23 protein-coding genes are annotated in these 24,565 nt (G+C 59.0%); 18 read left to right on the top strand and 5 right to left on the bottom strand.

Translation table 11 applies throughout. The annotated features are described in order from the left end of the window. Nucleotides 1-29: 29 nt before the first annotated feature. A complete protein-coding gene (locus AC1RJ3_RS16565; RefSeq protein ID WP_347927713.1) occupies nt 30-815 on the top strand; it encodes an outer membrane protein OmpK in 786 nt (261 codons plus the stop codon). Nucleotides 816-1,012: 197 nt separating this feature from the next. Continuing rightward, a complete protein-coding gene (locus AC1RJ3_RS16560) occupies nt 1,013-1,867 on the top strand; it encodes a pirin family protein (RefSeq protein ID WP_493079525.1) in 855 nt (284 codons plus the stop codon). Between the two features lie 110 nt (nt 1,868-1,977). Here AC1RJ3_RS16560 and AC1RJ3_RS16555 read toward each other — a convergent pair whose 3' ends face one another. Then, nucleotides 1,978-3,150, bottom strand: a complete 1,173-nt coding sequence (locus tag AC1RJ3_RS16555) for a patatin-like phospholipase family protein (RefSeq protein WP_493079524.1) — start codon at nt 3,148-3,150, stop codon at nt 1,978-1,980. A gap of 51 nt (nt 3,151-3,201) precedes the next feature. After that, a complete protein-coding gene (locus AC1RJ3_RS16550) occupies nt 3,202-4,134 on the bottom strand; it encodes a lipid A biosynthesis lauroyl acyltransferase (protein WP_493079523.1) in 933 nt (310 codons plus the stop codon). Between the two features lie 121 nt (nt 4,135-4,255). On the opposite strand from AC1RJ3_RS16550, the gene minC reads away from it, so the two are divergent. The 8 genes from minC to AC1RJ3_RS16510 all read left to right on the top strand — a co-directional run bounded on the left by minC (nt 4,256) and on the right by AC1RJ3_RS16510 (nt 12,083). Next, the gene (gene minC, locus AC1RJ3_RS16545; protein WP_054598158.1) at nt 4,256-4,993 is read left to right on the top strand and encodes a septum site-determining protein MinC; all 738 of its coding nucleotides are present in this window, start codon (nt 4,256-4,258) and stop codon (nt 4,991-4,993) included. A 200-nt stretch (nt 4,994-5,193) separates the two neighbouring features. Further along, entirely contained in the window at nt 5,194-6,006 is an 813-nt protein-coding gene (gene minD / locus AC1RJ3_RS16540) for a septum site-determining protein MinD (protein WP_054593514.1), read from the top strand. Then, nucleotides 6,006-6,260 (top strand): cell division topological specificity factor MinE, encoded by a 255-nt coding sequence (gene minE / locus AC1RJ3_RS16535; RefSeq protein ID WP_019693048.1) that lies wholly within the window; start codon nt 6,006-6,008, stop codon nt 6,258-6,260. The genes minD and minE overlap by 1 nt, the downstream gene beginning before the upstream one ends. Before the next feature lie 91 nt (nt 6,261-6,351). Next, nucleotides 6,352-6,987, top strand: a complete 636-nt coding sequence (locus tag AC1RJ3_RS16530) for an RluA family pseudouridine synthase (protein ID WP_007940846.1) — start codon at nt 6,352-6,354, stop codon at nt 6,985-6,987. A gap of 57 nt (nt 6,988-7,044) precedes the next feature. After that, nucleotides 7,045-8,151 (top strand): hypothetical protein, encoded by a 1,107-nt coding sequence (locus AC1RJ3_RS16525; protein WP_103319909.1) that lies wholly within the window; start codon nt 7,045-7,047, stop codon nt 8,149-8,151. A 91-nt stretch (nt 8,152-8,242) separates the two neighbouring features. Then, nucleotides 8,243-9,532: a M18 family aminopeptidase gene (locus tag AC1RJ3_RS16520; protein ID WP_103319906.1), complete on the top strand. Its 1,290-nt coding sequence runs from the start codon at nt 8,243-8,245 to the stop codon at nt 9,530-9,532. Between the two features lie 139 nt (nt 9,533-9,671). Further along, complete coding sequence (locus AC1RJ3_RS16515) at nt 9,672-9,848, top strand: hypothetical protein (protein ID WP_173860023.1); 177 nt, start codon at nt 9,672-9,674, stop codon at nt 9,846-9,848. A 78-nt stretch (nt 9,849-9,926) separates the two neighbouring features. Further along, nucleotides 9,927-12,083 carry a mechanosensitive ion channel family protein gene (locus tag AC1RJ3_RS16510; RefSeq protein WP_054593516.1) on the top strand — a complete coding sequence of 719 codons (2,157 nt, stop codon included), beginning with the start codon at nt 9,927-9,929 and terminating at the stop codon, nt 12,081-12,083. A gap of 528 nt (nt 12,084-12,611) precedes the next feature. Here AC1RJ3_RS16510 and phnR read toward each other — a convergent pair. After that, nucleotides 12,612-13,325: a phosphonate utilization transcriptional regulator PhnR gene (gene phnR / locus AC1RJ3_RS16505; RefSeq protein WP_054593517.1), complete on the bottom strand. Its 714-nt coding sequence runs from the start codon at nt 13,323-13,325 to the stop codon at nt 12,612-12,614. Between the two features lie 348 nt (nt 13,326-13,673). Between phnR and AC1RJ3_RS16500 the strand changes: the two genes are divergently transcribed. The 6 genes from AC1RJ3_RS16500 to AC1RJ3_RS16475 all read left to right on the top strand — a co-directional run bounded on the left by AC1RJ3_RS16500 (nt 13,674) and on the right by AC1RJ3_RS16475 (nt 19,018). Continuing rightward, nucleotides 13,674-14,750, top strand: coding sequence for an ABC transporter substrate-binding protein (locus AC1RJ3_RS16500; RefSeq protein WP_054593518.1), 1,077 nt, complete (start codon nt 13,674-13,676; stop codon nt 14,748-14,750). A 137-nt stretch (nt 14,751-14,887) separates the two neighbouring features. Continuing rightward, nucleotides 14,888-15,694: an alkaline phosphatase family protein gene (locus AC1RJ3_RS16495; protein WP_493079522.1), complete on the top strand. Its 807-nt coding sequence runs from the start codon at nt 14,888-14,890 to the stop codon at nt 15,692-15,694. Continuing rightward, nucleotides 15,691-16,536: an ABC transporter permease gene (locus AC1RJ3_RS16490; RefSeq protein WP_493079521.1), complete on the top strand. Its 846-nt coding sequence runs from the start codon at nt 15,691-15,693 to the stop codon at nt 16,534-16,536. Before AC1RJ3_RS16495 ends, AC1RJ3_RS16490 begins: the two co-directional genes overlap by 4 nt. Then, a complete protein-coding gene (locus AC1RJ3_RS16485) occupies nt 16,523-17,323 on the top strand; it encodes an ABC transporter permease (protein WP_054593521.1) in 801 nt (266 codons plus the stop codon). The genes AC1RJ3_RS16490 and AC1RJ3_RS16485 overlap by 14 nt, the downstream gene beginning before the upstream one ends. Further along, nucleotides 17,320-18,324 (top strand): ABC transporter ATP-binding protein, encoded by a 1,005-nt coding sequence (locus tag AC1RJ3_RS16480; RefSeq protein ID WP_103319899.1) that lies wholly within the window; start codon nt 17,320-17,322, stop codon nt 18,322-18,324. Before AC1RJ3_RS16485 ends, AC1RJ3_RS16480 begins: the two co-directional genes overlap by 4 nt. 40 nt (nt 18,325-18,364) lie before the next feature. Further along, nucleotides 18,365-19,018 (top strand): HAD family hydrolase, encoded by a 654-nt coding sequence (locus AC1RJ3_RS16475; RefSeq protein WP_103319897.1) that lies wholly within the window; start codon nt 18,365-18,367, stop codon nt 19,016-19,018. 40 nt (nt 19,019-19,058) lie between these two features. Here AC1RJ3_RS16475 and AC1RJ3_RS16470 read toward each other — a convergent pair whose 3' ends face one another. After that, nucleotides 19,059-20,021, bottom strand: coding sequence for a zinc-binding dehydrogenase (locus AC1RJ3_RS16470; RefSeq protein WP_054593524.1), 963 nt, complete (start codon nt 20,019-20,021; stop codon nt 19,059-19,061). 220 nt (nt 20,022-20,241) lie between these two features. Here AC1RJ3_RS16470 and AC1RJ3_RS16465 point away from each other — a divergent pair, with 220 nt between their 5' ends. Together AC1RJ3_RS16465 and AC1RJ3_RS16460 are read left to right on the top strand one after the other, a co-directional pair. After that, nucleotides 20,242-22,329, top strand: a complete 2,088-nt coding sequence (locus AC1RJ3_RS16465; protein WP_177474946.1) for a carboxy terminal-processing peptidase — start codon at nt 20,242-20,244, stop codon at nt 22,327-22,329. A gap of 127 nt (nt 22,330-22,456) precedes the next feature. Next, nucleotides 22,457-24,214, top strand: a complete 1,758-nt coding sequence (locus AC1RJ3_RS16460; protein WP_493079520.1) for a bifunctional diguanylate cyclase/phosphodiesterase — start codon at nt 22,457-22,459, stop codon at nt 24,212-24,214. 38 nt (nt 24,215-24,252) lie between these two features. On the opposite strand, the gene AC1RJ3_RS16455 is transcribed toward AC1RJ3_RS16460, so the two are convergent. Beyond that, nucleotides 24,253-24,555 (bottom strand): contact-dependent growth inhibition system immunity protein, encoded by a 303-nt coding sequence (locus AC1RJ3_RS16455; RefSeq protein WP_347927720.1) that lies wholly within the window; start codon nt 24,553-24,555, stop codon nt 24,253-24,255. Nucleotides 24,556-24,565: the final 10 nt, after the last annotated feature.

Below are 24,565 nucleotides of genomic sequence, written 5' to 3'. Positions count from 1 at the left end.
GTGGAACTACTTACTTTGGGAGCAACCGAATGAACCGTACGTGCACTAGCCTGATGCTCGCTGGATCCTTGCTGGCTGGGGGGCAGGCAATGGCCGGCGACCTGCTGCAGTGGCAGAACAACAGCCTGACCTATCTCTATGGCAAAGACTTCAAAGTCAACCCGAGCATCCAGCAAACCGTGACCTTCGAGCACGCCGATGCCTGGAAATACGGGGACAACTTCCTGTTCATCGACAAGATTTTCTACAACGGTAAACCTGACGCTTACCTCGGTAATAACACGTACTACGGTGAGTTCAGCCCGCGTCTGTCGTTCGGCAAGATCTTCGACCAGAAACTCGAGTTCGGCCCGATCAAGGACGTCCTGCTGGCCATGACCTACGAAACCGGCGAAGGCGACGTCAACTCCTACCTGATCGGTCCGGGTTTCGACCTGGCCATTCCCGGTTTCGATTACTTCCAGCTGAACTTCTACAATCGCCACACCGACGACAAACGCCCGGGTAACAACATCTGGCAGATCACTCCGGTGTGGTCCTACACCATCCCGGTGGGCAGCTCCAGCGTGCTGATCGACGGGTTCATGGACTGGGTGGTCGACAACGACAAGAACAGCCAAGGCACCTACCACGCCAACCTGCACTTCAACCCGCAGATCAAATACGACCTGGGCAAAGCCTTGCATTGGGGCGAGAAGCAGCTGTACGTCGGTGTCGAGTACGATTACTGGAAAAACAAATACGCCATCGAAGACACGAAGGACTTCACCACCAATCAGAGCGCCACGAGCCTGCTGGTGAAGTACCACTTCTGATCCAGGGTTGAAAGATCGCAGGCTTCGCCAGCTCCTACATAAGCGCATCGAGTGTAGGGGCCGGCGCCGGCTGCGGTCTTTTGCTTTGCCGCCAACACATCGAACAACCCGATTAAACCTCCGCAAAATTCGCAACCATTGATCAGTCCGTCTGGCATAGCATGGCGCCATTCCACTCTGATCGAGGAGTTGCACCGATGACTCAATTTCGCAAAGTGCTTAGCCTGCATACCGGCCAACCTGCGTCCGACGGCGCCGGGGTCAAGCTGACCCGGGTATTTGGTGGCGCAGGCGTCGAACGCTTCGACCCGTTCCTGATGCTCGACGAGTTCGGCTCGGAAAATCCCGACGACTACATTGCCGGCTTCCCACCCCACCCGCACCGTGGCTTCGAAACCGTGACCTACATGCTCGAAGGGCGCATGCGTCATGAGGACCATCTGGGTAACGTCGGTTTGCTGGAAGGCGGTGGCGTGCAATGGATGACCGCCGCCAAGGGCATCATCCACAGCGAGATGCCGGAGCAGGAAAAAGGCGTGATGCGCGGCTTCCAGCTGTGGCTGAACCTGCCAGGCAAGCACAAGCTCGATCCGGCCAGCTATCGGGACATTCAGCCGGCAGACATTCCACAGCTGAAAACCGCGCAAGGCGTCGAGGTGGTAGTGATCGCCGGTCTATTCGACGACGGCACAGTCAAGCAAACCGGTGCGGTACAACGGCCAGATACCGAGCCGTATTACTTTGACTTCCATCTACCGGCCGGCAGCCGCATCACACCGAAACTGCCGGATCGGCATCGGGCACTGCTTTACGTGTATGACGGCAGCGTGGAGTTGCCGGGACAAACCCAGAGTATCGGCGTCAGCAAACTGGTCCGTTTGTCGGATGAAGGTGAGCTGCAACTGAGCAGCGAGTCTGGAGCCCGAGTGCTGTTGATTGCCGGTAAACCACTGGGCGAGCCGATCGTGCAGTACGGGCCGTTCGTGATGAATACCCGGGAGGAGATCGAACAGGCATTGCGTGATTTTCGCGATGATCGGTTGACTGCCTGAGTTTTGCATCTGCAAGGACGCCATCGCGAGCAAGCTTTGCTCCTACGGATCTGGGGTGTGACATAGATTTGTAGGAGCAAGGCTTGCCCGCGATAGCCGCGCCGCCGATCTCAAGCCAGAATTGCCGGCTCTTCCAGCCCCAAAAACCGGCACAACTCTTCGCGCTTGGCCAAGGCATCGCGGCGGCCAAGCTCGATCAACTCGCTGCAATACCCCGCCTCGAACAGCAGATAACTCAGCACCCCGGCACCGCTGGTCCTGGTCGCACCCGGCCCGCGCAAGAACAGTCGCAACGCGGCTGGCAGCTCTTGTCGATGCCGTGCGGCGATTTCATCGATCGGCTGACTCGGAGCAATCACCAACACGTCCACCGGTGCCACGCCGAGGCTGCGGGCCGCGGTATTTGCCGGTAACAAGTGACTGAACTCGTTCAAGCGTTGCAACAGCTCGATGTCGCTCTCCAGGCTGTCAATGAACGTACTGTTGAGCAGGTGCCCACCAATCTGCGCCAACGAGGGTTGCTGACCGGTGTAGGTGCGCTGCAACGGATTATCAGGGTCAACGCCGCGCGGGTTGCCACTGACGCCCACCACCAGCACCCTGCTCGCCCCCAGGTGCAGGGCCGGGCTGATCGGCGCCGACTGACGCACCGCACCGTCGCCGAAGTACTCGTTGCCGATCTTCACGGGCGCAAACAGCAACGGGATCGCCGAACTGGCAAGCAAATGGTCGACAGTCAATTGAGTCGGTACGCCGATACGCCGATGGCGAAGCCAGGCATCGATGCTCCGGCCCCCCTGATAGAAGGTCACGGCTTGCCCGGACTCATAACCGAATGCGGTTACGGCGACTGCGTGCAATTGTTTTTGTGCGATGGCTTCATTGATGCCGGACAGCTGCAGCTTGTCGTTCAACAAATTGCGCAGCGGTGAGCTGTTGACCAGCGCCACCGGCACTTTTGCGCCAATCCCCAACAGGCTGTGACTGACAAACCGAGTCGCCTGGCTGATGACTCCTGGCCAATCGCTACGTAACACCAGGTCACTGCGAAAGCCCTGCCAGAACGCGGTCAACCGCTGGATGGCCGCGGTAAAGTCCGTCGCCCCGCTGGCCAGGCTGACCGCATTGATCGCCCCGGCCGAAGTGCCGACGATCACCGGGAACGGATTGGCGGAACCTGCCGGCAGCAGCTCGGCTATCGCTGCCAGCACCCCGACCTGATACGCCGCCCGAGCCCCGCCGCCGGAAAGAATCAAACCTGTAACCGGCTCACCTGAACTCATCGCAACACTCCATGGTGCTTGGGGCTTTCAATCTAGTCTGACGAAATGGATTCAACCGCGCTTGGCATACAATTTCGGCTCGCCGGGCGGACGGCTCTTGAAGCGTCGATGGGTCCAGAGGTATTGCTCAGGACAATTGCGCACGCAACCTTCGACCCACTGGTTGATCCGGATGCAGTCAGCTTCGTCACTTTCACCCGGAAAGTTGTTCAGCGGCGCATGGATCACCAGGCGGTAGCCACTGCCGTCGGCCAGGCGTTCCTGGGTGAACGGCACCACCAGCGCCTTGCCCAGCTTGGCAAACTTGCTGGTGGCGGGAACGGTTGCCGCCATAATGCCGAACAACGGCACGAAGATACTTTGCTTGGCGCCGTAGTCCTGATCCGGTGCGTACCAGATGGCCCGGCCAGCGCGCAGCAACTTGAGCATGCCGCGTACGTCATCGCGCTCGACCGCCAGCGAGTCGAGGTTATGCCGCTCGCGACCGCGCCGCTGAATGAAATCGAACAGCGGGTTTTTATGTTCGCGGTACATGCCGTCGATGGTGTGCTGCTGGCCGAGCAACGCCGCGCCGATTTCCAGCGTGGTGAAGTGCAACGCCATCAGGATCACACCCTTGCCATCGCGTTGAGCCTGTTTGAGGTGCTCCAGCCCTTCGACCTGGGCCAGGCGTGCCAGGCGCGCGCGGGACCACCACCAGCTCATGGCCATCTCGAAGAAGGCAATGCCGGTCGAGGCGAAGTTTTCCTTGAGCAGACGCTTGCGCTCGGCAGGTGTTTTTTCCGGGAAACACAGTTCAAGGTTACGTTTGGCGATGCGCCGACGATCGGTGGCAACCCGATACATCCCGCTACCCAGCAGGCGACCAATACGCAGCAGCAGCGGATACGGCAGCTGTACGATCAGCCACAACAGCCCTAGACCGCACCATAGCAGCCAAAAACGTGGATGAAAAAATGCAGCTCGAAATTGCGGGCGATCCATTAACGATTCCGGACAGACAACAAGGCCGCGCATTCTACATCGGTTCGACCCGGCTTGCGGCTTACGGGCGTTCTCGTTATAAGTCTCGGCACTTTTAGTGACAAGCCGTTTTATGCCGACCATGAGCCAAACCGAACCGCTAGACCAAGATCCCGTGTTCCAGTTGAAGGGCAGCATGCTCGCCATTACGGTGCTGGAACTGGCCCGCAATGACCTCGAAAGCCTCGACCGACAACTGGCTGCGAAGGTCGCCCTGGCGCCTAACTTTTTCAGCAATGCGCCGCTGGTGCTGGCCCTGGACAAACTCCCGGCCACTGAAGGCGCGGTCGACCTGCCTGCGCTGATGCGTGTTTGCCGACACCATGGCTTGCGCACGCTGGCCATCCGCGCCAGTCGCATCGAAGACATCGCCGCCGCCATTGCCGTCGACCTGCCGGTGCTGCCGCCGTCTGGCGCGCGCGAACGAGCACTTGACCCGCACGAAGGCGAAGTCAGGAAAAAACCGGAAAAACCGCCGGAGCCGACCATCAAACCGACCCGAATAATCACTTCGCCAGTACGTGGCGGCCAGCAGATTTATGCTCAAGGTGGCGATTTGGTAGTGGTTTCCTCGGTCAGCCCGGGGGCGGAACTTCTCGCCGATGGCAACATCCATGTATACGGACCGATGCGCGGTCGTGCGCTGGCCGGTGTGAAGGGTGACTCCAAGGCACGGATTTTCTGTCAGCAATTGAGCGCTGAACTACTCTCTATCGCCGGTCATTACAAGGTTTCCGAAGATCTGCGCCGCGATCCGCTGTGGGGCGCCGGTGTACAAGTCAGCCTGTCGGGTGACGTGTTGAACATCATTCGGCTTTAACGGATACTGCCGCATTTTCCAAGCATCTCTAAAACGTAGCGAAAACGGCTCAAACGAAGTAGGAAAATGGCGCAAGGCAGCGTTTACCCGAGGTAAACCCCGCCCAACACCGGATTCCAGCCAAGGCTGTCCGACTGCAGTAGTTTTCAGGAGATGTTTTTCAGGGGCTAAAAGTCCTTTTTCCTTAGGGGTGAAACACCTTGGCCAAGATTCTCGTGGTTACATCCGGCAAGGGTGGTGTGGGTAAGACCACCACCAGCGCCGCTATCGGTACCGGCCTCGCTCTGCGCGGTCACAAAACAGTTATCGTCGACTTCGACGTCGGCCTGCGTAACCTCGACCTGATCATGGGTTGCGAGCGTCGCGTGGTGTACGACTTCGTCAACGTGGTCAACGGCGAAGCCAACCTGCAGCAAGCCCTGATCAAAGACAAGCGCCTGGAAAACCTCTACGTGCTGGCCGCCAGTCAGACCCGCGACAAAGACGCGCTGACCGTAGAAGGCGTGGAAAAAGTGCTCATGGCACTTAAAGAAGACTTCGAGTTCGTGGTCTGCGATTCTCCGGCGGGTATCGAGAAAGGCGCCCACCTGGCCATGTATTTCGCTGACGAAGCGATTGTCGTGACCAACCCGGAAGTCTCCTCGGTTCGTGACTCGGACCGCATGCTTGGCCTGCTGGCCAGCAAGTCGCGTCGCGCCGAGAACGGCGAAGACCCGATCAAGGAACACCTGTTGCTGACCCGCTACAACCCAGAGCGCGTAAGCAACGGCGAAATGCTCGGCGTCGAAGACGTCAAAGAGATTCTGGCGGTCACCCTGCTGGGTGTGATTCCGGAATCGCAAGCCGTACTCAAGGCTTCCAACCAAGGCGTGCCAGTGATTCTCGACGACCAAAGCGACGCCGGTCAGGCGTACAGCGATGCCGTCGATCGTCTGCTGGGCAAAACCGTGCAACACCGGTTCCTTGACGTTGAGAAGAAGGGATTCTTCGAGCGCCTGTTTGGAGGTAGATAATGAATCTTTTTGACTTCTTTCGTGCCAACAAAAAAGTAAGCACCGCGTCGGTAGCGAAAGAGCGTCTACAGATCATCGTGGCGCATGAACGCGGCCAACGCAGTACCCCAGATTACCTGCCGGCCTTGCAGAAGGAACTGGTCGAGGTGATCCGCAAGTACGTCAATATCGGGTCCGATGACGTGCACGTCGCACTGGAAAACCAGGGCAGCTGCTCGATTCTGGAACTCAATATCACCCTGCCTGATCGCTGAGTCGATCCGGCTGGAGCCACGGCGGCTCAGGTCCTTTCCAGCAACGGAGAGGACCTGAGCCGCCGTTGGCGTTTGTTACGAGGCTGTTTTAATGCCGCTGTCGAATATCCGCATCATCCATCAGGACGCCGCCGTACTGGTGGTGGACAAGCCTACCCTGCTGCTCTCCGTGCCCGGTCGCGCCGATGACAACAAGGACTGCCTGATCACCCGCCTGCAAGAAAACGGCTACCCGGAAGCGCGCATCGTCCATCGACTGGACTGGGAAACCTCCGGGATCATCCTGCTGGCCCGCGACCCCGATACCCATCGCGAACTGTCTCGACAGTTTCACGACCGCGAAACCGAAAAAGCCTACACCGCACTGTGCTGGGGCCAACCGGAACTGGACAGCGGCAGCATTGATTTGCCGTTGCGCTACGACCCGCCGACCAAACCCCGCCACGTGGTGGACCATGAGTTCGGCAAGCATGCACTGACCTTCTGGCGCGTGCTGGAACGTTGCGGCGACTGGTGCCGGGTGGAACTGACGCCGATTACCGGCCGCTCGCATCAGTTGCGCGTGCACATGCTCTCCATCGGTCATCCGTTGTTGGGTGACGGGCTTTACGCTCACCCGCAAGCCCTGGCTGCCTGGCCGCGCCTGTGCCTGCACGCCAGCATGCTCAGCTTCACCCACCCGCAAAGTGGCGAACGCTTGCGCTTCGAGTGCCCGGCACCGTTTTGAACACTAGTGAGCAGCCCGTCGCAGCAGCCATCGACAATCGTAAGGACATGGAACCCGGTGACGCATAAAGCCCCCGACTCAACCGCTCTGGCAAAAGCGCCGCAACAGTTGCTGTACCTGGTGTATGGCGACCAGGACGTTTACCGCAGAGAAGCCAAATTCAGTATTCTGACCGCTTTGTCGCAGCTCAGGAAAGGCGAGCCCCTGTGCATCAGGATCTTTACCGACAGACCTGAAGACTATGCCGGCTGGCCTGTTGAAACCCTGGCCCTGGATCAGCAGACCTTGACCTCATGGCAAGGCGAGAACGGTTACCACCATCGCCGCAAGGCCTGTGCCATTGCTGCCGGGTTGAAGCTGGCGGAAAAAACCCTGTTTGTTGATACCGACACGCTGTTCCTCGAAGACCCCAACCTGATCCTCAAACGAATTCAGCCTCAGCAGTATCTGATGGATTGTTTCGAGTACGACTGGAGCTACGTCTGCAAACGTCCGGACTACGTGAAGCTCGGCACGTGCCTGCAAGCCCATGGCATCAGCTCCGACAACAGTTTCAAGCTTTACAACAGTGGTCTGTGCGGCGTCACGGACAGCGATACGCCGTTACTGGAAGAGACGATCAAGCTGATCGACGAATGGACTCAAGGCTCGTTCGATATCCATACAATCGAACAAATTGCCCTGTCATTCGCCATGCGTGACAAACCCGTGCAGGAAGCGAAGAAGTTCATCTACCACTACTTTGCCGAAAAAAGATTCTTTCATGCCATGCAAAAGCACTTCTTTGCCTTGCATGGCGAACAGTTTCGCCCGCAGTTGCTCGAGCTTTGCCTTGAGGTCCCTCGCAGCAAACCGTTCCCTTCAGCCTGGCGGCGCCTGAAAATCAAATGGAAACTGCGCAATAAGCGTGGAAGCTTGAGAAAAGTCGGTCGCGATCTTCTGTATGGAAGTGCCGCGCCAGATCACCCGTATTACGCGGTCTGTCGACATGAGTGGTGGGAAAGCGCGTCTCGGGAAATTCTGCGTTGGGACGAGAACCAAAAGAAAAAGCTCTTGCCACTGGGCCAGGGGCACTGGCCAAAACTATTACCCAAGCCGACAAAGCCAGGCGACAAGCAGGCAATCATTGCTTATCTGAAAAAGCGATTATCCGAAACGAGCTAGCGGGCCTGCCTCGTGACAGTGTTATCAAAGCACTTGCCCAATGCCCCGAGCCAATACGTTAAACTCGCGGCACTGCTGTCTGGAGCTACTTATGCGCGAAGAGTTGAACCAAGGCCTGATCGACTTCCTCAAGGCCTCCCCTACCCCATTCCATGCCACCGCCAGCCTTGTTCAGCGCCTGGAAGCGGCGGGTTATCAGCGCCTTGACGAGCGCGAGCCCTGGACCACCGAAGCCAATGGTCGCTACTACGTCACGCGCAACGACTCCTCGATCGTTGCCATCAAGATGGGCCGCAATTCCCCTCTGTACGATGGCATCCGCCTGGTTGGCGCTCACACCGATAGCCCATGCCTGCGAGTCAAGCCACAACCTGAACTGCAGCGTCAGGGTTTCTGGCAGTTGGGCGTCGAAGTCTATGGCGGCGCATTGCTCGCCCCCTGGTTTGACCGTGACCTGTCGCTGGCCGGTCGCGTGACCTTTCGCCGCGACGGCAAGGTCGAAAGCCAACTGATCGACTTCAAGGCACCGATCGCCACCATTCCCAACCTGGCCATTCACCTCAACCGTGAAGCCAACATGGGCTGGGCGATCAACGCACAGACCGAACTGCCGCCGATCCTCGCGCAATTTGCCGGTGACGAGCGTGTGGACTTCCGCGCCGTACTCACCGATCAATTGGCCCGGGAACACGGCCTGAACGCCGACGTGGTGCTCGATTACGAGCTGAGCTTCTACGACACCCAAAGTGCTGCCGTCATCGGCCTGCATGGCGACTTCATTGCCGGTGCGCGCCTGGACAACCTGCTGTCGTGCTACGCCGGCCTGCAAGCCTTGCTGACAGCTGAAACCGATGAAACCTGCGTGCTGGTGTGCAACGACCACGAAGAAGTCGGCTCCTGCTCGGCATGCGGTGCCGACGGCCCGATGCTCGAACAAACCCTGCGTCGTCTGCTGCCTGAGGGTGACGAGTTCGTCCGCACCATTCAGAAATCGCTGCTGGTCTCAGCCGACAACGCCCACGGCGTACACCCCAACTACGCCGACAAACACGACGCCAATCACGGCCCGAAACTCAACGCCGGCCCGGTAATCAAGGTCAACAGCAACCAGCGCTACGCCACCAATAGCGAAACCGCAGGGTTCTTCCGTCATCTGTGCATGGCCGAAGAAGTTCCGGTGCAAAGCTTCGTGGTGCGCAGCGACATGGGCTGTGGTTCGACCATCGGCCCGATCACCGCCAGCCATTTGGGCGTACGCACCGTGGACATCGGCCTGCCGACGTTTGCCATGCACTCGATCCGCGAGCTGTGCGGCAGCCATGACCTGGCGCACCTGGTCAAAGTGCTGAGCGCTTTCTACGCCAGTCGCGAGTTGCCGTAACGCAATCCCTGTGGCGAGGGAGCTTGCTCCCTCGCCACTGTCATTACGCGATGCTGCTGAACCATTTCTGACACGCATCAACCCACGTCGCACAAAAGCCACCTAGACTTACATCACCTTCCCCGACAAGGCTGTCGTCATGATCTCGATGTCTGTGTTCAACTCCATGCTCATTCCGATTCTCTCGGGAATGATCCTGCTGGCCATTGGCTTCAACTTTCGTGACAAGAACGCCGGGGTGCTCTCGATGTGGATCGGCATGCTGCTGATCCTCGCCACCGTGATTTACAAAATCCTCGCCAAGCTGAACGAATAAAAGCACTGACTGCGCTCGCATTGGTTTTGCCCCGCTCGTACACTCGGTCGACCTGTACCCGTTGAGGTTGACCGCCTAGTGTTCGCTCGTCTTTTTGCCCTGCCGTCTACGTTGTTCATCTGCCTGTTGATGCTGCTTCCCGTGGCGCCTGCTCAGGCCGTCGGCCTGCCGAGCCTGCTCAACGGTTCACCAAAAGCCCAACCCGAAGCAACCGCACCGCTGGGGCAATCGCTGGACGAAGTGATCAAATCACTGGAAAACGATCAGCAACGAGCCAGGTTGCTGGCCGACCTGAAGAAACTGCGCGACGTCAGCAAAAAAGCCCAGACACCGACCGAAGATGGCGTACTCGGTTTGATCGGCGGCACCCTGGCCAACCTCGAAAAACAGTTTTCCGGCGCCGACAGCCCGCTCACTCGCTGGTCCGATGAGTTCGAACTGGCCAAGGACGAACTGAGCGCACTGATGCTGCCAGCCAGTGAATGGCTGCCGATGCTCTTTGCCTTCGCCCTGATCCTGATGCTCTGGAGCCTGCTCGCCGCTGCGCTGATCTGGCTCGGTCATCGCGTTCGAACGCGCTTCGGCCTGACCGAAGAACTGCCGCAACACCCCAAGACCTGGGACATGCTGCGCTTTGCCCTGCGTAAACTCGGCCCCTGGCTGATCGCGCTGCTGATTACCGTCTACATGAGCTACGCCTTGCCATCATCGCTGGGTAAATACCTGGCCATGGTGCTGGCTTATGCACTGGTGGTCGGTACCTGCTTCTCGGCGATCTGCGTGATCGCGTTCTCCGTGCTCGACGGCCCGCACCGCCATCGCGCCCTGTACATCCTGCGGCACCAGGCCTTTCGCCCCCTGTGGCTGATTGGCAGTTTTGCAGCCTTCGGCGAAGCCTTGAACGACCCACGGCTGGTCACCAGCCTCGGCATTCACCTGGCGCACATCACCGCGACCATCGCCAATGTGCTGGCAGCGATATTCACCGGCCTGTTCATCCTGCGTTTCCGTCGGCCCATCGCCCACCTGATCCGCAACCAGCCGCTGTCGCGGCGACTGACCCGCCGTGCACTGAGCGACACGATCGAGATTCTTGGGACCTTCTGGTTCTTGCCTGCACTGGTGCTGGTGGGAATCTCGCTGTTCGCCACCTTCGTCTCCGCTGGCGACACCAGCACCGCGCTGCGCCAATCACTGATCTGCACCGTGCTGCTGGTGTTGTGCATGGTCATCAACGGCCTGGTCCGCCGCCACGCGCTCAAGCCACAACGCGGGGCAAAGCGTCATGCGCTGTATTCGGAGCGCCTGAAGAACTTCTTCTATACCCTCGCGCATCTGGCGGTGTGGCTGGTGTTCATCGAACTCGGCTTGCGGGTCTGGGGCATGTCGCTGATCCGCTTCACCGAAGGTGAGGGCCATGAAGTCAGCGTCAAACTGTTCAGCCTGGGCGGTACGCTGATTTTCGCGTGGCTGATCTGGATCCTCAGCGACACCGCCGTGCACCACGCCCTCACCCGCTCGCGCAAAGGCCAGGCCAATGCGCGGGCGCAAACGATGATGCCGCTGATTCGCAACGTGCTGTTCGTGGCGATCTTCATCATCGGGATGATCGTCGCACTGGCCAACATGGGCATGAACGTCACACCGCTGCTGGCAGGTGCCGGCGTGATCGGCCTGGCCATCGGTTTTGGCGCGCAGTCGCTGGTTGCCGACCTGATCACCGGGCTGTTCATCATCATCGAAGACTCGCTGGCCATCGACGACTACGTGGACGTCGGCGGCCACCTGGGCACCGTCGAAGGTCTGACCATCCGCACCGTGCGCCTGCGCGACATCGACGGCATCGTGCACACCATCCCGTTCAGTGAAATCAAAAGCATCAAGAACTACTCACGGGAATTCGGCTACGCGATCTTCCGCGTAGCAGTGCCGTACAACATGGAAATCGATGACGCGATCAAACTGATGCGCGACGTCGGCCAGAAAATGCGCACCGACCCGATACAACGTCGCAACATCTGGTCGCCGCTGGAGATCCAGGGCGTCGAGAGTTTCGAGTCCGGCAGCGCAATTCTGCGCGCACGGTTCAAGACCGCACCGATCAAACAGTGGGAAGTCTCAAGAGCGTTCAACCTGTCACTCAAACGCCATCTGGATGAAGCAGGACTGGATTTGGCGACACCGCGCATGAGCATTCAAGTAGTGACGGCGGCCGGCGGGCTGGAGAAGGAATAACGAGAAAAAAGCAGACGCAGAGCGTGGCAACGATCTAAAGCCGTTCGCGCTCTTACCACTCAGGCCGGCCGGCAGGCCGCCGTGCTGTTGATCTTGATCCACCCGCCCCTTCGGAAGGCCGAGCGCAGGTGTTCATCAGGGGGTGGGCGCGCAGCGCCGTACGGCGCAGCCGGACACATCGAGAGGAGGTCGTCGCGCAGCAGACCGTAGGCGATGCCCCCTGATGGACACCGGAGTGAGGGAACGCCGAGCCTAGGCGAGGTGCCGTACGCTTGGGGCGAAGACCTTTGCTTCCTTTGGGGCGTCTGCCAAAGGGAGTCGCCGTAAGGGCGAAACCCTAAGCGGCCGTTACCGAAGAAATGGATATGTACACCTGCAAGAGGTTGGTCGGCTGTCAGGCCGCCATCGCGGGCAAGCCCAGCTCCCACAGTAGATCTATGTACATCTGCGGGAGATCGGCCGGCTGTCAGGCCGCCATCGCGAGCAAGCTCGGCTCCTACAAGAGCAGGAGCAGGAACGGGAGCAGTTTCAGACCACATCCACCCCGACATGAATCGCATCATGCCGCCAAAACTCCAGATCACAATCGATCAACCGCCCATGCTGATCATAATTGACCCGCGCAATCCGCAACCCCGGACTGCCCACGGACACCCGAAGTGCAGCCGCCGCATCCACCGACAACGCCGTCGGCACAATCTCGAAGCGCACCCGCCCATAGTGCAAATCATAATGCCGCGCATACAACTCGGTAATCGACTGATTGAGATCAAACGCCAGAATCCCCGGAAAAAACTGCGGATTCAAATAGTGCTCGACATACAAAACCAACCGTCCATCGATACGCCGCGAACGGCAGATCTGAATCACACTCGACAACGCCGGCAGCTGCAACCAGGCACACACCGCCGCTGACGCCGGCTGCAACCGCGCCGAAATCACCTCGGTCGACGGTACCCGCCCCTGCGCACTGACCATCGCGTGAAAGTGGCTGCGTTGCATCAGGTTGTACGCCAGACGCGGTGGCGAAACGAACCAGCCGCGCCGCTCCTCGCGATAAATCTGCCCCTGCGCCTCCAACTGCAACAACGCCTCACGCACAGTGATCCGCGTGGTCCCGAACAACTCACTGAGCTTGCGCTCGGCCGGCAGCTTGCTCGCGGGCGCCAGCAGACCGTGGTCGATCTGCTCCTGGAGCACCTGACCGATGGCTGTCACCGCTTTCGTTGCCTCTTCACGCATCAACGTTACCTATCTGGACTAGACCAGCACTGTTTCAGAGCAGGACTGCGCCAAAAAGCGCGTCCTGAAACGTATTGCAAGCCTAGGCAATACATATGACTGATCGATGACAAAGCCGCCGAACGGCTGATCCAGACCTGTGCAAATAAGCGGCCAAGTCCTTGCAAACCGGCCTTCCGGCCATGGTCTACGCTTACTTCGCAGCCCTCACTACCGAGCGAAAAGAATGCGAGCGCGCCTGATACCGACATCAAAGTGTCATCCAGCTCACCTAAATTGGCTCAGGTATTGCTGACCTAGACCAACAAACCGCAAACGCAGCGTTGAATACGCCCAAAGGAGCTTCGGATGAAACAGCTTTTCCTGGCATCACTGTTAGGCTCGACCATTGCCATGTGCACCGCAGCCATGGCGGCTGATACCGATTTAAAAGCCTTGGAAGCCGCTGCGAAAGCGGAAGGCGCCGTCAACAGCGTCGGCATGCCCGATGACTGGGCCAACTGGAAAGGTACCTGGGAAGACCTGGCCAAGAACTACGGCCTCAAGCATATCGACACCGACATGAGCTCGGCCCAGGAAGTCGCCAAGTTCGCCGCCGAAAAAGACAATGCCAGTGCTGACATCGGCGACGTCGGCGCCGCCTTCGGCCCGATCGCAGTCAAGCAAGGCGTGGTTCAACCGTACAAGCCAAGCACCTGGGCGCAAGTTCCGGACTGGGCCAAGGACAAGGACGGTAACTGGGCACTGGCCTACACCGGCACCATCGCGTTTATCGTCAACAAGAAGCTGCTCCACGGCTCCGAAGCCCCGACAAAGTGGGCTGACCTGAAAACCGGTAAATACAAGGTCTCCATCGGTGACGTGAGCACCGCTGCACAAGCCGCCAACGGTGTATTGGCCGCCGCCATCGCCAACGGTGGTGATGAGAAGAATATTCAGCCAGCACTGCTGATGTTCGCCGAGATCGCCAAGCAAGGTCGCCTGTCGCTGGCCAACCCGACCATTTCCACCATGGAAAAGGGTGAAGTCGAAGTCGGTGTGGTCTGGGACTTCAATGGCCTGAGCTATAAAGCCAAGATGGTCAACCCGGATGACTACGTCGTGCTGATCCCGTCCGATGGTTCGGTGAAGTCCGGTTACACCACCATCATCAACAAATACGCCAAGCACCCGAACGCCGCAAAACTGGCCCGCGAGTACATCTTCAGCGATGCCGGCCAAATCAATCTGGCGCGCGGTAACGCCCGTCCGATTCGTGCTGAAACGGGCCTGAAACTGCCTGCTGATGTCGCGAAAAACCTGATCCCGGCCGCGCAGTACGAAGCCGCCAAGCCCAAGCCGATCACCGACGCCGATGCCTGGGAAAAAACCTCCAAGGCCCTGCCGCAGAAGTGGCAGGAAGAAGTCATCATCAATATGCAGTAATGCTGCATCCGTAGGAGCAAAGCTTGCTCGCGATGCAGGCACCGCGATCTGTCTAACGAGCGCGGCGATACCATCGCGGGCAAGCCTTGCTCCTACAGGTTTTGACGCTACCACCTGATTTTGGAGTTTCCTCCCCCATGAAGCACAACGTCATCCTTGTCGTGCTCGACGGCCTCAATTACGAGGTTGCCCGCCACGCCATGGGACATCTTCAGGCTTATGTCGGCGCAGGACGCGCAGCCCTCTACAAACTCGAATGCGAACTGCCGTCCCTGTCGCGCCCGCTCTATGAATGCATCCTCACCGGCGTCACACCGATCGACAGCGGTATCGTCCACAACAACGTGTCACGCCTGTCCAACCAGCGCAGCGTGTTCCACTACGCCACCGCCGCCGGGCTCAGCACCGCCGCTGCGGCCTACCACTGGGTCAGCGAACTGTATAACCGTTCGCCATTTGTGGCGGCCCGCGACCGCCACACCGACAACATTGAACTGCCAATCCAGCATGCGCATTTCTACTGGTCCGATCACTACCCCGATTCGCACCTGTTCGCCGACGCCGAGAACCTGCGTCTGCGTCATGCGCCGAACTTTCTGCTGGTTCACCCCATGAACATCGACGACGCCGGACACAAGCACGGCCTCGACACTGCGCAATACCGCAACAGTGCCCGCTCGGCCGACATCATTCTCGCCGACCACCTGCAAGGCTGGCTCGACGCTGGCTATCAGGTGCTGGTGACCGCCGATCACGGCATGAACAACGACCGCTCCCACAACGGCCTGCTGGCCGAAGAACGTGAAGTACCGCTGTTCGTCATCGGCGATGCCTTCAGCTTCAATCCCCATGCAGCCCCGAAACAAACCGAACTGTGTGGCACTGTCTGCGAGTTGCTGGGTGTTGCCCACGACAAGCCTGTGTGCCGGGAGCTGCTCAAGTGAATTCAATCACCCGCGGCAAGTGGCTGGCGGCGTTGTGCCTGGTGCCCTTCGCCATTTTCTTTATCGTGTTCCAGATCGCCCCGCTGTGCTGGGTGCTGATCAACAGTGTGCAATCGGAAGAGTTCGGTTGGGGCCTGGCCAACTTCAACAAGATCTTCAGCTCGAAGTTCTACATGCAGGCGATCCAGTACAGCCTCGATATCAGCTTCTGGTCCAGCGTGTTCGGCATCGTCATCGCAATCCTCGGCAGTTACTCGCTGCGCCGGGTCGATTCGAAGCTGCGCAACTTCGTCAACGCCTTCGCCAACATGACCAGCAACTTCGCCGGCGTCCCGCTGGCCTTTGCGTTCATCATCCTGCTGGGGTTCAACGGCAGTTTCACCATCATGCTCAAACAGGCCGGGATTATTCAGGACTTCAACCTGTACTCGAAAACCGGGTTGATCATCCTCTACACCTACTTCCAGATTCCCCTCGGCGTGTTGCTGCTGTACCCGGCATTCGACGCCCTGCGTGAAGACTGGCGCGAATCGGCATCCCTGCTCGGTGCCAGCGGCTGGCAGTTCTGGCGGCACATCGGCTTGCCAGTACTGACCCCGGCCTTGCTCGGCACCTTCGTGATCCTGTTGGCCAACGCCCTCGGCGCCTACGCCACCGTCTACGCCCTGACCACCGGCAACTTCAACGTGCTGCCGATCCGCATCGCGGCGATGGTTTCGGGCGATATTTCCCTGGACCCGAACATGGCCAGTGCCCTGGCCGTTGTGCTGGTGACGTTGATGACCCTGGTGACCGTGGTCCATCAGTTGCTGTTGAAGAGGAGCTACCATGTCTCGCGCTGAACTGGGCCCCGTCGGTGTCTATCACCGGGTCGTGGTTTATCTGCTGTTCGCCATTCTGTTGCTGCCGCTGGCCGGGACCCTGATCTACTCGATCGCCAGCAGTTGGTCGGCCACCGTTCTGCCCAGCGGCTTTACCTTCAAATGGTATATCCAACTGTGGAGCGACCCGCGTTTTCTCAACGCCTTTGGCCAGTCGCTGCTGGTCTGCGTGGGCGCGCTGATTCTGTCGGTGGTGCTGATTCTGCCGCTGCTGTTCGTGGTGCATTACCACTTCCCGAAACTCGATGCGCTGATGAACATCCTGATCCTGCTGCCGTTCGCGGTGCCGCCCGTGGTGTCTTCGGTGGGGCTGTTGCAGCTCTACGGTTCGGGCCCGTTCGCGATGGTCGGCACACCGTGGATTCTGGTCGGTTGCTACTTCACCGTGGCGCTGCCGTTCATGTACCGGGCGATCACCAACAACCTGCAGGCGATCAACCTGCGCGACCTGATGGACTCCGCCCAGCTGCTCGGTGCCAGCACCTGGCAAGCGGCGTTCCTGGTGGTGCTGCCGAACCTGCGCAAAGGCTTGATGGTTGCGTTGCTGCTGTCATTCTCATTCCTTTTCGGTGAGTTCGTGTTCGCCAACATCCTCGTCGGCACGCGCTACGAAACCCTGCAGGTCTACCTCAATAACATGCGTAACAGCAGCGGTCACTTCACCAGCGCGCTGGTGATTTCCTACTTTTTCTTTGTGCTGGTTCTGACCTGGGCTGCCAATATCTTGAACAAGGACAAAAGCCAATGAGCTATGTCAGCGTCCAACACCTGCAAAAAAGCTACTCGCAAACGGGCTCCGCCGGCACTCCGGTGTTCAGCGATATCAACTGCGAAATCCAGAAAGGCGAGTTCGTCACCCTGCTCGGCCCGTCCGGTTGCGGCAAATCGACCCTGCTGCGCTGCATCGCCGGGCTGACCGCGGTGGATGGTGGCAAGATCCTGCTGGACGGCCATGACCTGGTGCCGCTGAGCCCGCAGAAACGCGGAATCGGCATGGTGTTCCAGAGCTACGCGCTGTTCCCCAACATGACCGTGGAGCAGAACGTCGCCTTCGGTTTGCGCATGCAGAAGGTCAACGCCGACGACAGCCGCAAGCGGGTGCTCGAAGTGCTGCAATTGGTGGAACTGACCGATTTTGCCAGCCGCTATCCGCATCAACTGTCCGGCGGCCAATGCCAGCGCGTGGCCCTCGCCCGCTCGCTGGTCACCCGACCACGCCTGCTGCTGCTCGATGAGCCGCTGTCGGCACTCGATGCACGAATCCGCAAGCACCTGCGTGAGCAGATCCGGCAGATTCAGCGCGAGCTGGGGCTGACCACGATTTTCGTGACGCACGATCAGGAAGAAGCCCTGACCATGTCCGACCGGATCTTCCTGATGAACCAAGGCAAGATCGTCCAGAGCGGCGATGCTGAAACGCTCTACACCGCACCGGTCGATGTGTTTGCCGCAGGCTTCATCGGCAACTACAACCTGCTCGATGCCGCCAGCGCCAGCAAGCTGCTGCAACGTCCGATCAATGGCCGCATCGCGATTCGCCCGGAAGCCATCGAACTGAGCCGTAATGGCGAGCCGGATGCGCTGATCCGTAGCCACAGCCTGCTCGGCAACGTGATCCGCTATCGGGTCGAGGCTCGCGGCGTTGAACTGGTGGTGGACGTGCTGAACCGTTCGGCGGCTGACCTGCATGCCGATGGTCAACGGCTGGCACTTTCCATCGATCCGACAGCCCTGTGTGAGGTAGCCTGATGTTTTCGCTGTGCACACTGTTAAAGAGAGAGCAGCACTGATGGCTTTGGCAATTTTTGATCTGGACGAAACCCTGATCCACGGCGACTGCGCCTCGCTGTGGAGCGAGCAGATGGCCCGCCTCGGCTGGGTCGACGGCGAATCCTTCCTGCGTCGCGACAAGGAATTGATGGACGCCTATGGCAGGGGCCACCTGGCCATGGAGGATTACATGACCTTCAGCCTGGAGCCGATGGCCGGACGCACTCCGGAAGAAATCGAGCACCTTGTGGCCCCATGGGTCGAAGATTTCATCGAGCCGATCATTTTCAGCGACGCCTGCAAAGCCATCGCCGAGCACCGCAAGGCCGGCGACCGGATTCTGGTGATCTCCGCTTCGGGCACACATCTGGTCAAACCCATCGCCGAACGCCTGGGCATCGACGAGATCCTCGGTATAGACCTGGAAGTGACTCACGGGGTCTACAGCGGCAAAACGGTTGGCACCCTGACCTATCGCGAAGGCAAGATCACTCGCTTGCTGGAGTGGCTGGACGCCGAAGAGGAGAACCTTGAAGGCGCAAGTTTCTATTCCGACTCACGCAACGATCTGCCGTTGCTGATCAAAGTCGACCATCCGCATGTGGTCAACCCGGATCCGGTACTGCTCGAACATGCCGAAAAGGCCGGTTGGCCGATCCACATCTGGAAGTAACCCTGATCGTTCCCACTGCGTGGGAACGATCTCTCAGTAGTCAAATCAGGCTTTCGTCGATCACCAGCACCAACTTGCCCGACACCCGATTGGTCGCAAGCTCGGCGAACGCCGCTTCAGCGTCCTTGATCGGGAAGGTCCTGGCCAATTGCGGGCTCAGGCGCCCTTCGGCGAACAGCGGCCAGACATGCTGGCTCAGGTCACTCAACAGATCGGCCTTGAACTGCTCGTCACGGCTACGCAGGGTCGAACCCAGCAGTTGAATCCGTTTGGCCAGCACCTGCGCCAGATCCAGCGGCGCTTCACGGCCGCCCATCAAGCCGATCAACAGCCAACGACCGTCGAGCGCCAGTAACTTCAGGTTCAGCGCGGCATAGTTGGCGCCGACCGGGTCGAGGATCACATCGAACGGCCCCAAGTCACGCAAACCATCCAGCCCATCAGTGCGCACCACCCCGCCTTGCGCACCCAGCGCCTCGCAGTAGGCCAGCCGGTCCGCCGAACCGACGCTGACCCAGCACGGGTTGCCGAACGCCTTGCATAGCTGAATGGCAGCTGAACCAACTCCACTTGCCCCGGCGTGCAGGAGAACTTTCTCACCAGGCTTGAGCGCAGCCAATTGGAACAAATTCAGCCAGGCGGTGCTGTAGACCTCGGGCAACGCTGCTGCTTCGACCAGCGACAAGCCTTCGGGCGCGGGTAATACGTGACGGCCATCGACCACCACTTCTTCGGCCATCCCACCGCCCGCCAGCAGTGCGCAGACACGGTCTCCAACCTGCCAGGACGACCCTGCGCCGACCTCGCTGATCACGCCTGAACACTCAAGGCCCAGCACCTGACTGGCGCCCGGTGGTGGCGGATAGAGCCCTGCCTTCTGTAACAAATCGGCTCGATTGAGACCCGCTGCCGCCACTCGAATGCGAACTTGTCCTACGTCACACGTCGGACTGGGCGCTTCAACCCACTCCACTCGACCTTCAACGCCTTGCAATGCTTTCACAGTGCCTCCATAGTGAGTCTGGACTGAGCCCGATGCTGTAGCGCCGGGTTTTTTGCATTATGCGACCGGCCCAGGGTCGTACGAAAATTCGCCGAGTGGCGATCAGGCAGTTTTAATCCAGCCTGATCGATGCGCGAGCAGTTTGCGTAGAGCCTTGTGGAACCGGCGACTTTAAAGACGGCCTAATATGCGTTATCAATTGCCCCCGCGTCGAATCAGCATGAAGCATTTGTTCCCCAGCACCGCACTTGCGCTTTTCATTGGCCTGGGCAGCTTGTCGCTGTCGCCCACTACGTTCGCAGCCAATAGCTGGGACAACCTTCAGCCCGATCGTGACGAGGTGATTGCCAGCCTTAACGTCGTCGAGTTGCTCAAGCGCCACCATTACAGCAAGCCGCCGCTCGATAACGCACGTTCCGCGATCATCTACGACAGCTACCTGAAGCTGCTGGATCCGTCGCGCAGTTATTTCATGGCCAGCGACATCGCCGAATTCGACAAATGGAAAAACCAGTTTGACGAGTTCCTCAAAAGCGGTGACCTGAACGCCGGGTTCACGATTTACAAGCGCTATCTGGACCGCGTCAAGGCGCGTCTGGACTTTGCCTTGGTCGAGCTGAACAAAGGCGTCGACAAGATGGACTTCACCACCCGGGAAACCTTGCTGGTCGATCGCAAGGACGCCCCGTGGCTCAAGACCACTGCCGAGCTCGACGACCTGTGGCGCAAACGCGTCAAGGACGAAGTGCTGCGGATGAAGATCGCCGGCAAAGACCCTAAACAGATTCAGGAGACCCTGACCAAGCGCTACAAGAATCAGCTGTCGCGCCTGGACCAGACCCGTCCGGAAGACATCTTCCAGGCGTACATCAACAACTTCGCCATGTCCTACGATCCGCACACCAACTATCTGTCACCGGATAACGCGGAGAACTTCGACATCAACATGAGCCTGTCGCTGGAAGGCATCGGCGCCGTGTTGCAGAGCGATAACGACCAGGTGAAAGTCGTGCGTCTGGTGCCGGCAGGCCCGGCGGACAAGACCAAGCAGGTTGCACCGGCCGACAAGATCATCGGCGTTGCCCAAGGCAGTAAAGAAATGGTCGACGTCGTCGGTTGGCGCCTGGACGAAGTGGTCAAGCTGATCCGTGGACCGAAAGGCACTGTGGTGCGCCTGGAAGTGATCCCGGCCAGCAATGCGCCAAACGACCAGACCACCAAGATCGTCTCGATCACCCGCGAAGCGGTAAAGCTTGAAGATCAGGCGGTGAAGAAGTCGGTCCTCAACCTCAAACAGGACGGCAAGGACTACAAGCTCGGCGTCATCGAGATCCCGGCCTTCTACCTGGACTTCAAGGCGTTCCGTGCCGGTGATCCGGACTACAAGAGCACCACCCGCGACGTCAAGAAGCTGCTGACCGAACTGCAAAAAGACAAGGTCGACGGTGTAGTCATCGACTTGCGCAACAACGGCGGCGGCTCCTTGCAGGAAGCCACCGAGCTGACCAGTCTGTTCATCGACAAAGGTCCGACCGTGCTGGTACGTAACGCCGACGGCCGGGTCGATGTACTGGAAGACGAAAACCCGGGCGCCTTCTACAAAGGCCCGATGGCGTTGCTGGTCAACCGTCTGTCTGCTTCGGCTTCGGAGATTTTTGCCGGCGCCATGCAGGACTACCACCGTGCGCTGATCATCGGCGGCCAGACCTTCGGCAAAGGCACCGTGCAAACCATCCAGCCGCTGAACCATGGCGAGCTGAAACTGACACTGGCCAAGTTCTACCGGGTTTCCGGACAGAGCACCCAGCATCAGGGCGTGCTGCCGGATGTCGACTTCCCGTCGATCATCGACACCAAGGAAATCGGCGAGAGCGCCCTGCCGGAATCCATGCCGTGGGACACCATTCGCCCGGCCATCAAGCCGGCAGTCGACCCGTTCAAACCGTACCTGGCACAGCTCAAGTCCGAGCATGATGCCCGTTCGGCCAAGGACGCGGAGTTTGTGTTCATTCGCGACAAGCTGGCACTGGCCCAGAAGCTGATGGCGGAAAAAACCGTCAGCCTCAATGAAGCCGAACGTCGCGCGCAACACGCCGATATCGAAGCCAAGCAGCTGGTGATGGAAAACATCCGCCGCAAGGCCAAGGGCGAAGATCCACTCAAAGAACTGAAGAAAGAAGACGAAGACGCCATCGCGGCCGAACCAGATAAGACCAAACCGGAAGACGATGCCTACCTGAGCGAAACCGGGCGGATCCTGCTGGATTACTTGAAGCTGAACACCGCGGTCGCCAGCAACAAAAAGTGATGGCAATTTAATGCTGACGATCCCCGGATCGTCATCAAACAGTCATCATTCTGTCGTGAAATAAAGGACTGGGCCCGCTCTCTGAAAAAGAGCGGGCCCGGTCCTTTTTTTATCGCCAGAGATCGCCATGACCACGACCGAACAGCTGAGTGCCTTGAGTTCAATACTGGCTCAAAGTGGTTTGCACAGTCTGTTCCAGCCGATCGTTTCACTGTCCGAACGACGCATCCTCGGCTATGAAGCCCTCAGTCGCGGGCCCTCCAACAGCCCTCTGCATTCGCCCATCGCGTTATTCGCCGTGGCCCGCCAGGCAGGCCGTCTCAGCGAACTGGAAATGGCCTGCCGACACAGCGCCTGCCGCCGCTTCAATGAACAGCAGTTACCGGGCAAGCTCTTTCTTAACGTCTCTCCCGAATCGTTGCTCGAAGCCGGCCATCAACCGGGTAGAACCTTGCAAATGCTCCAGGACTTCGGCATTCCGCCAAGCCAGGTGGTGATCGAGCTGACCGAGCAAACCCCGACCGACGACTTTCAGTTGCTGCAAAATGCATTGCATCACTACCGTGCCATGGGTTTTTCGATTGCACTGGATGACCTGGGCGCCGGGTATTCGAGCCTGCGGCTCTGGTCGGAACTGCGTCCGGACTATGTGAAGATTGACCGGCATTTTATCGATGGCATTCATCAGGACGCGCTCAAGCGCGAATTCGTCGGCTCGATCCTGCAGATCGCCAAAGCTTCGCGGGCACAGGTCATTGCCGAAGGTATCGAACTGCCGGAAGAACTCGCGGTGTTGACCGAGATGGGGGTCGACCTGGTGCAGGGCTATCTGTTGTGCCGTCCGCAGGAGCACCCGCCACGGGACGCCCGGACGATGATGCCCAAGCACGACAGCAGCGCCGTGGCGCTCAACGATGAAGGCAGCGACCTCAGCGCCCTGCTCAACGAACATCCGGCTGTACACCGCGATACCCCTACCGCTGACGTGCTGGAAGCCTTCCGTCGTCAGGCCAACCTGAACTCGCTGGCAGTGCTCGACGAACTCGGTCAGCCCTGTGGCATCGTCCACCGTCATTCGCTGTCCGATGCGCTGCTCAAGCCGTTTGCCACCGATCTGTTCGCGCGTAAGCCGATCAGCCGGCTAATGAGCGATGACTTCCTCGCCGTTGAGCTCAGCCAGTCGCTGCAACAGGTCAGCCGGCTGATCACCAGCCGCGCCCGACAGCGCATCGAAGAGGATTTCATCATCACCCTCAACGCCGGCTATCTGGGCCTGGGTCGGGTGATCGATGTGCTCAAACTGATTACCGAGTTGAAAATCCAACAGGCCCGCTACGCCAACCCGCTGACCCTGTTGCCGGGCAACGTGCCGATCCAGCAGTGCCTGAGCCGGCTGCTACAACAGAGCCGCGAGTCGGTGATCTGCTACGTCGACATCGACAGTTTCAAGCCTTTCAACGATATCTACGGCTACGGCCGCGGCGACGAAGTCCTGCTGTGCCTGGCGCAATGCCTGAACGACCGCGTCGACCCCAGCCGCGATTTCGTCGGCCATATCGGCGGCGATGATTTCCTGCTGGTCCTCGGTCCAGAAGACTGGCGCAAGCGCCTGAACCAGCTGCTCGAGGACTTCCACAGCCAATGCCGACGCTTCTACCGCAGCGAACACCTGGAAGCCGGCTGCTTTATCGCGCCTAATCGTCAGGGCGTCCGCCAGGAGTTTGCGCTGCTGTCGCTGTCGATTGGCGTGGTGCATCTACACCCAGAGGCCTGTGGACAACTCGACGCCAGCCAACTCGCGGAAATGGCCTCACAGGCCAAGCATCATGCGAAGAATGTTCAGGGGGGGAGTATTTATGTGATTGATAGTTTGGGGGTGTTGTAAAAAAATCTGTCCCGTTTACACGCTCCGTTCTTTGTTTGTCACTTAATACGACTAGCAATATACCTCAACCATAACTCACCTGACTCCCACGCATTCCAGTAGCAGTAGTAACAGCTCAGTTCTTTCAATAAGTACTCCCTTAATTCCAATTCATCCTTCTTCTGGTTAAGCAGCGCATTGAGCTCTTGCCGCACCAGCATTAGATCCCCGGGGTCAGAATCGGCTAAAAAAGCATCAATCACTTGCTCAGGAGCCTCATATTCAAGCGTCCAATCTTGATGAAAGTACGCTCCAAAAAAATCGTGCAGCTGGGAAAGTTTACGTTCACACCCATTATTCAAGACAAGTGAT

It is taken from the genome of Pseudomonas sp. GW822-FHT04C11, assembly GCF_058800905.1.
The sequence above is the reverse complement of the archived record's forward strand: the minus strand, read 5'-3'. Positions and strand labels throughout refer to the sequence as shown.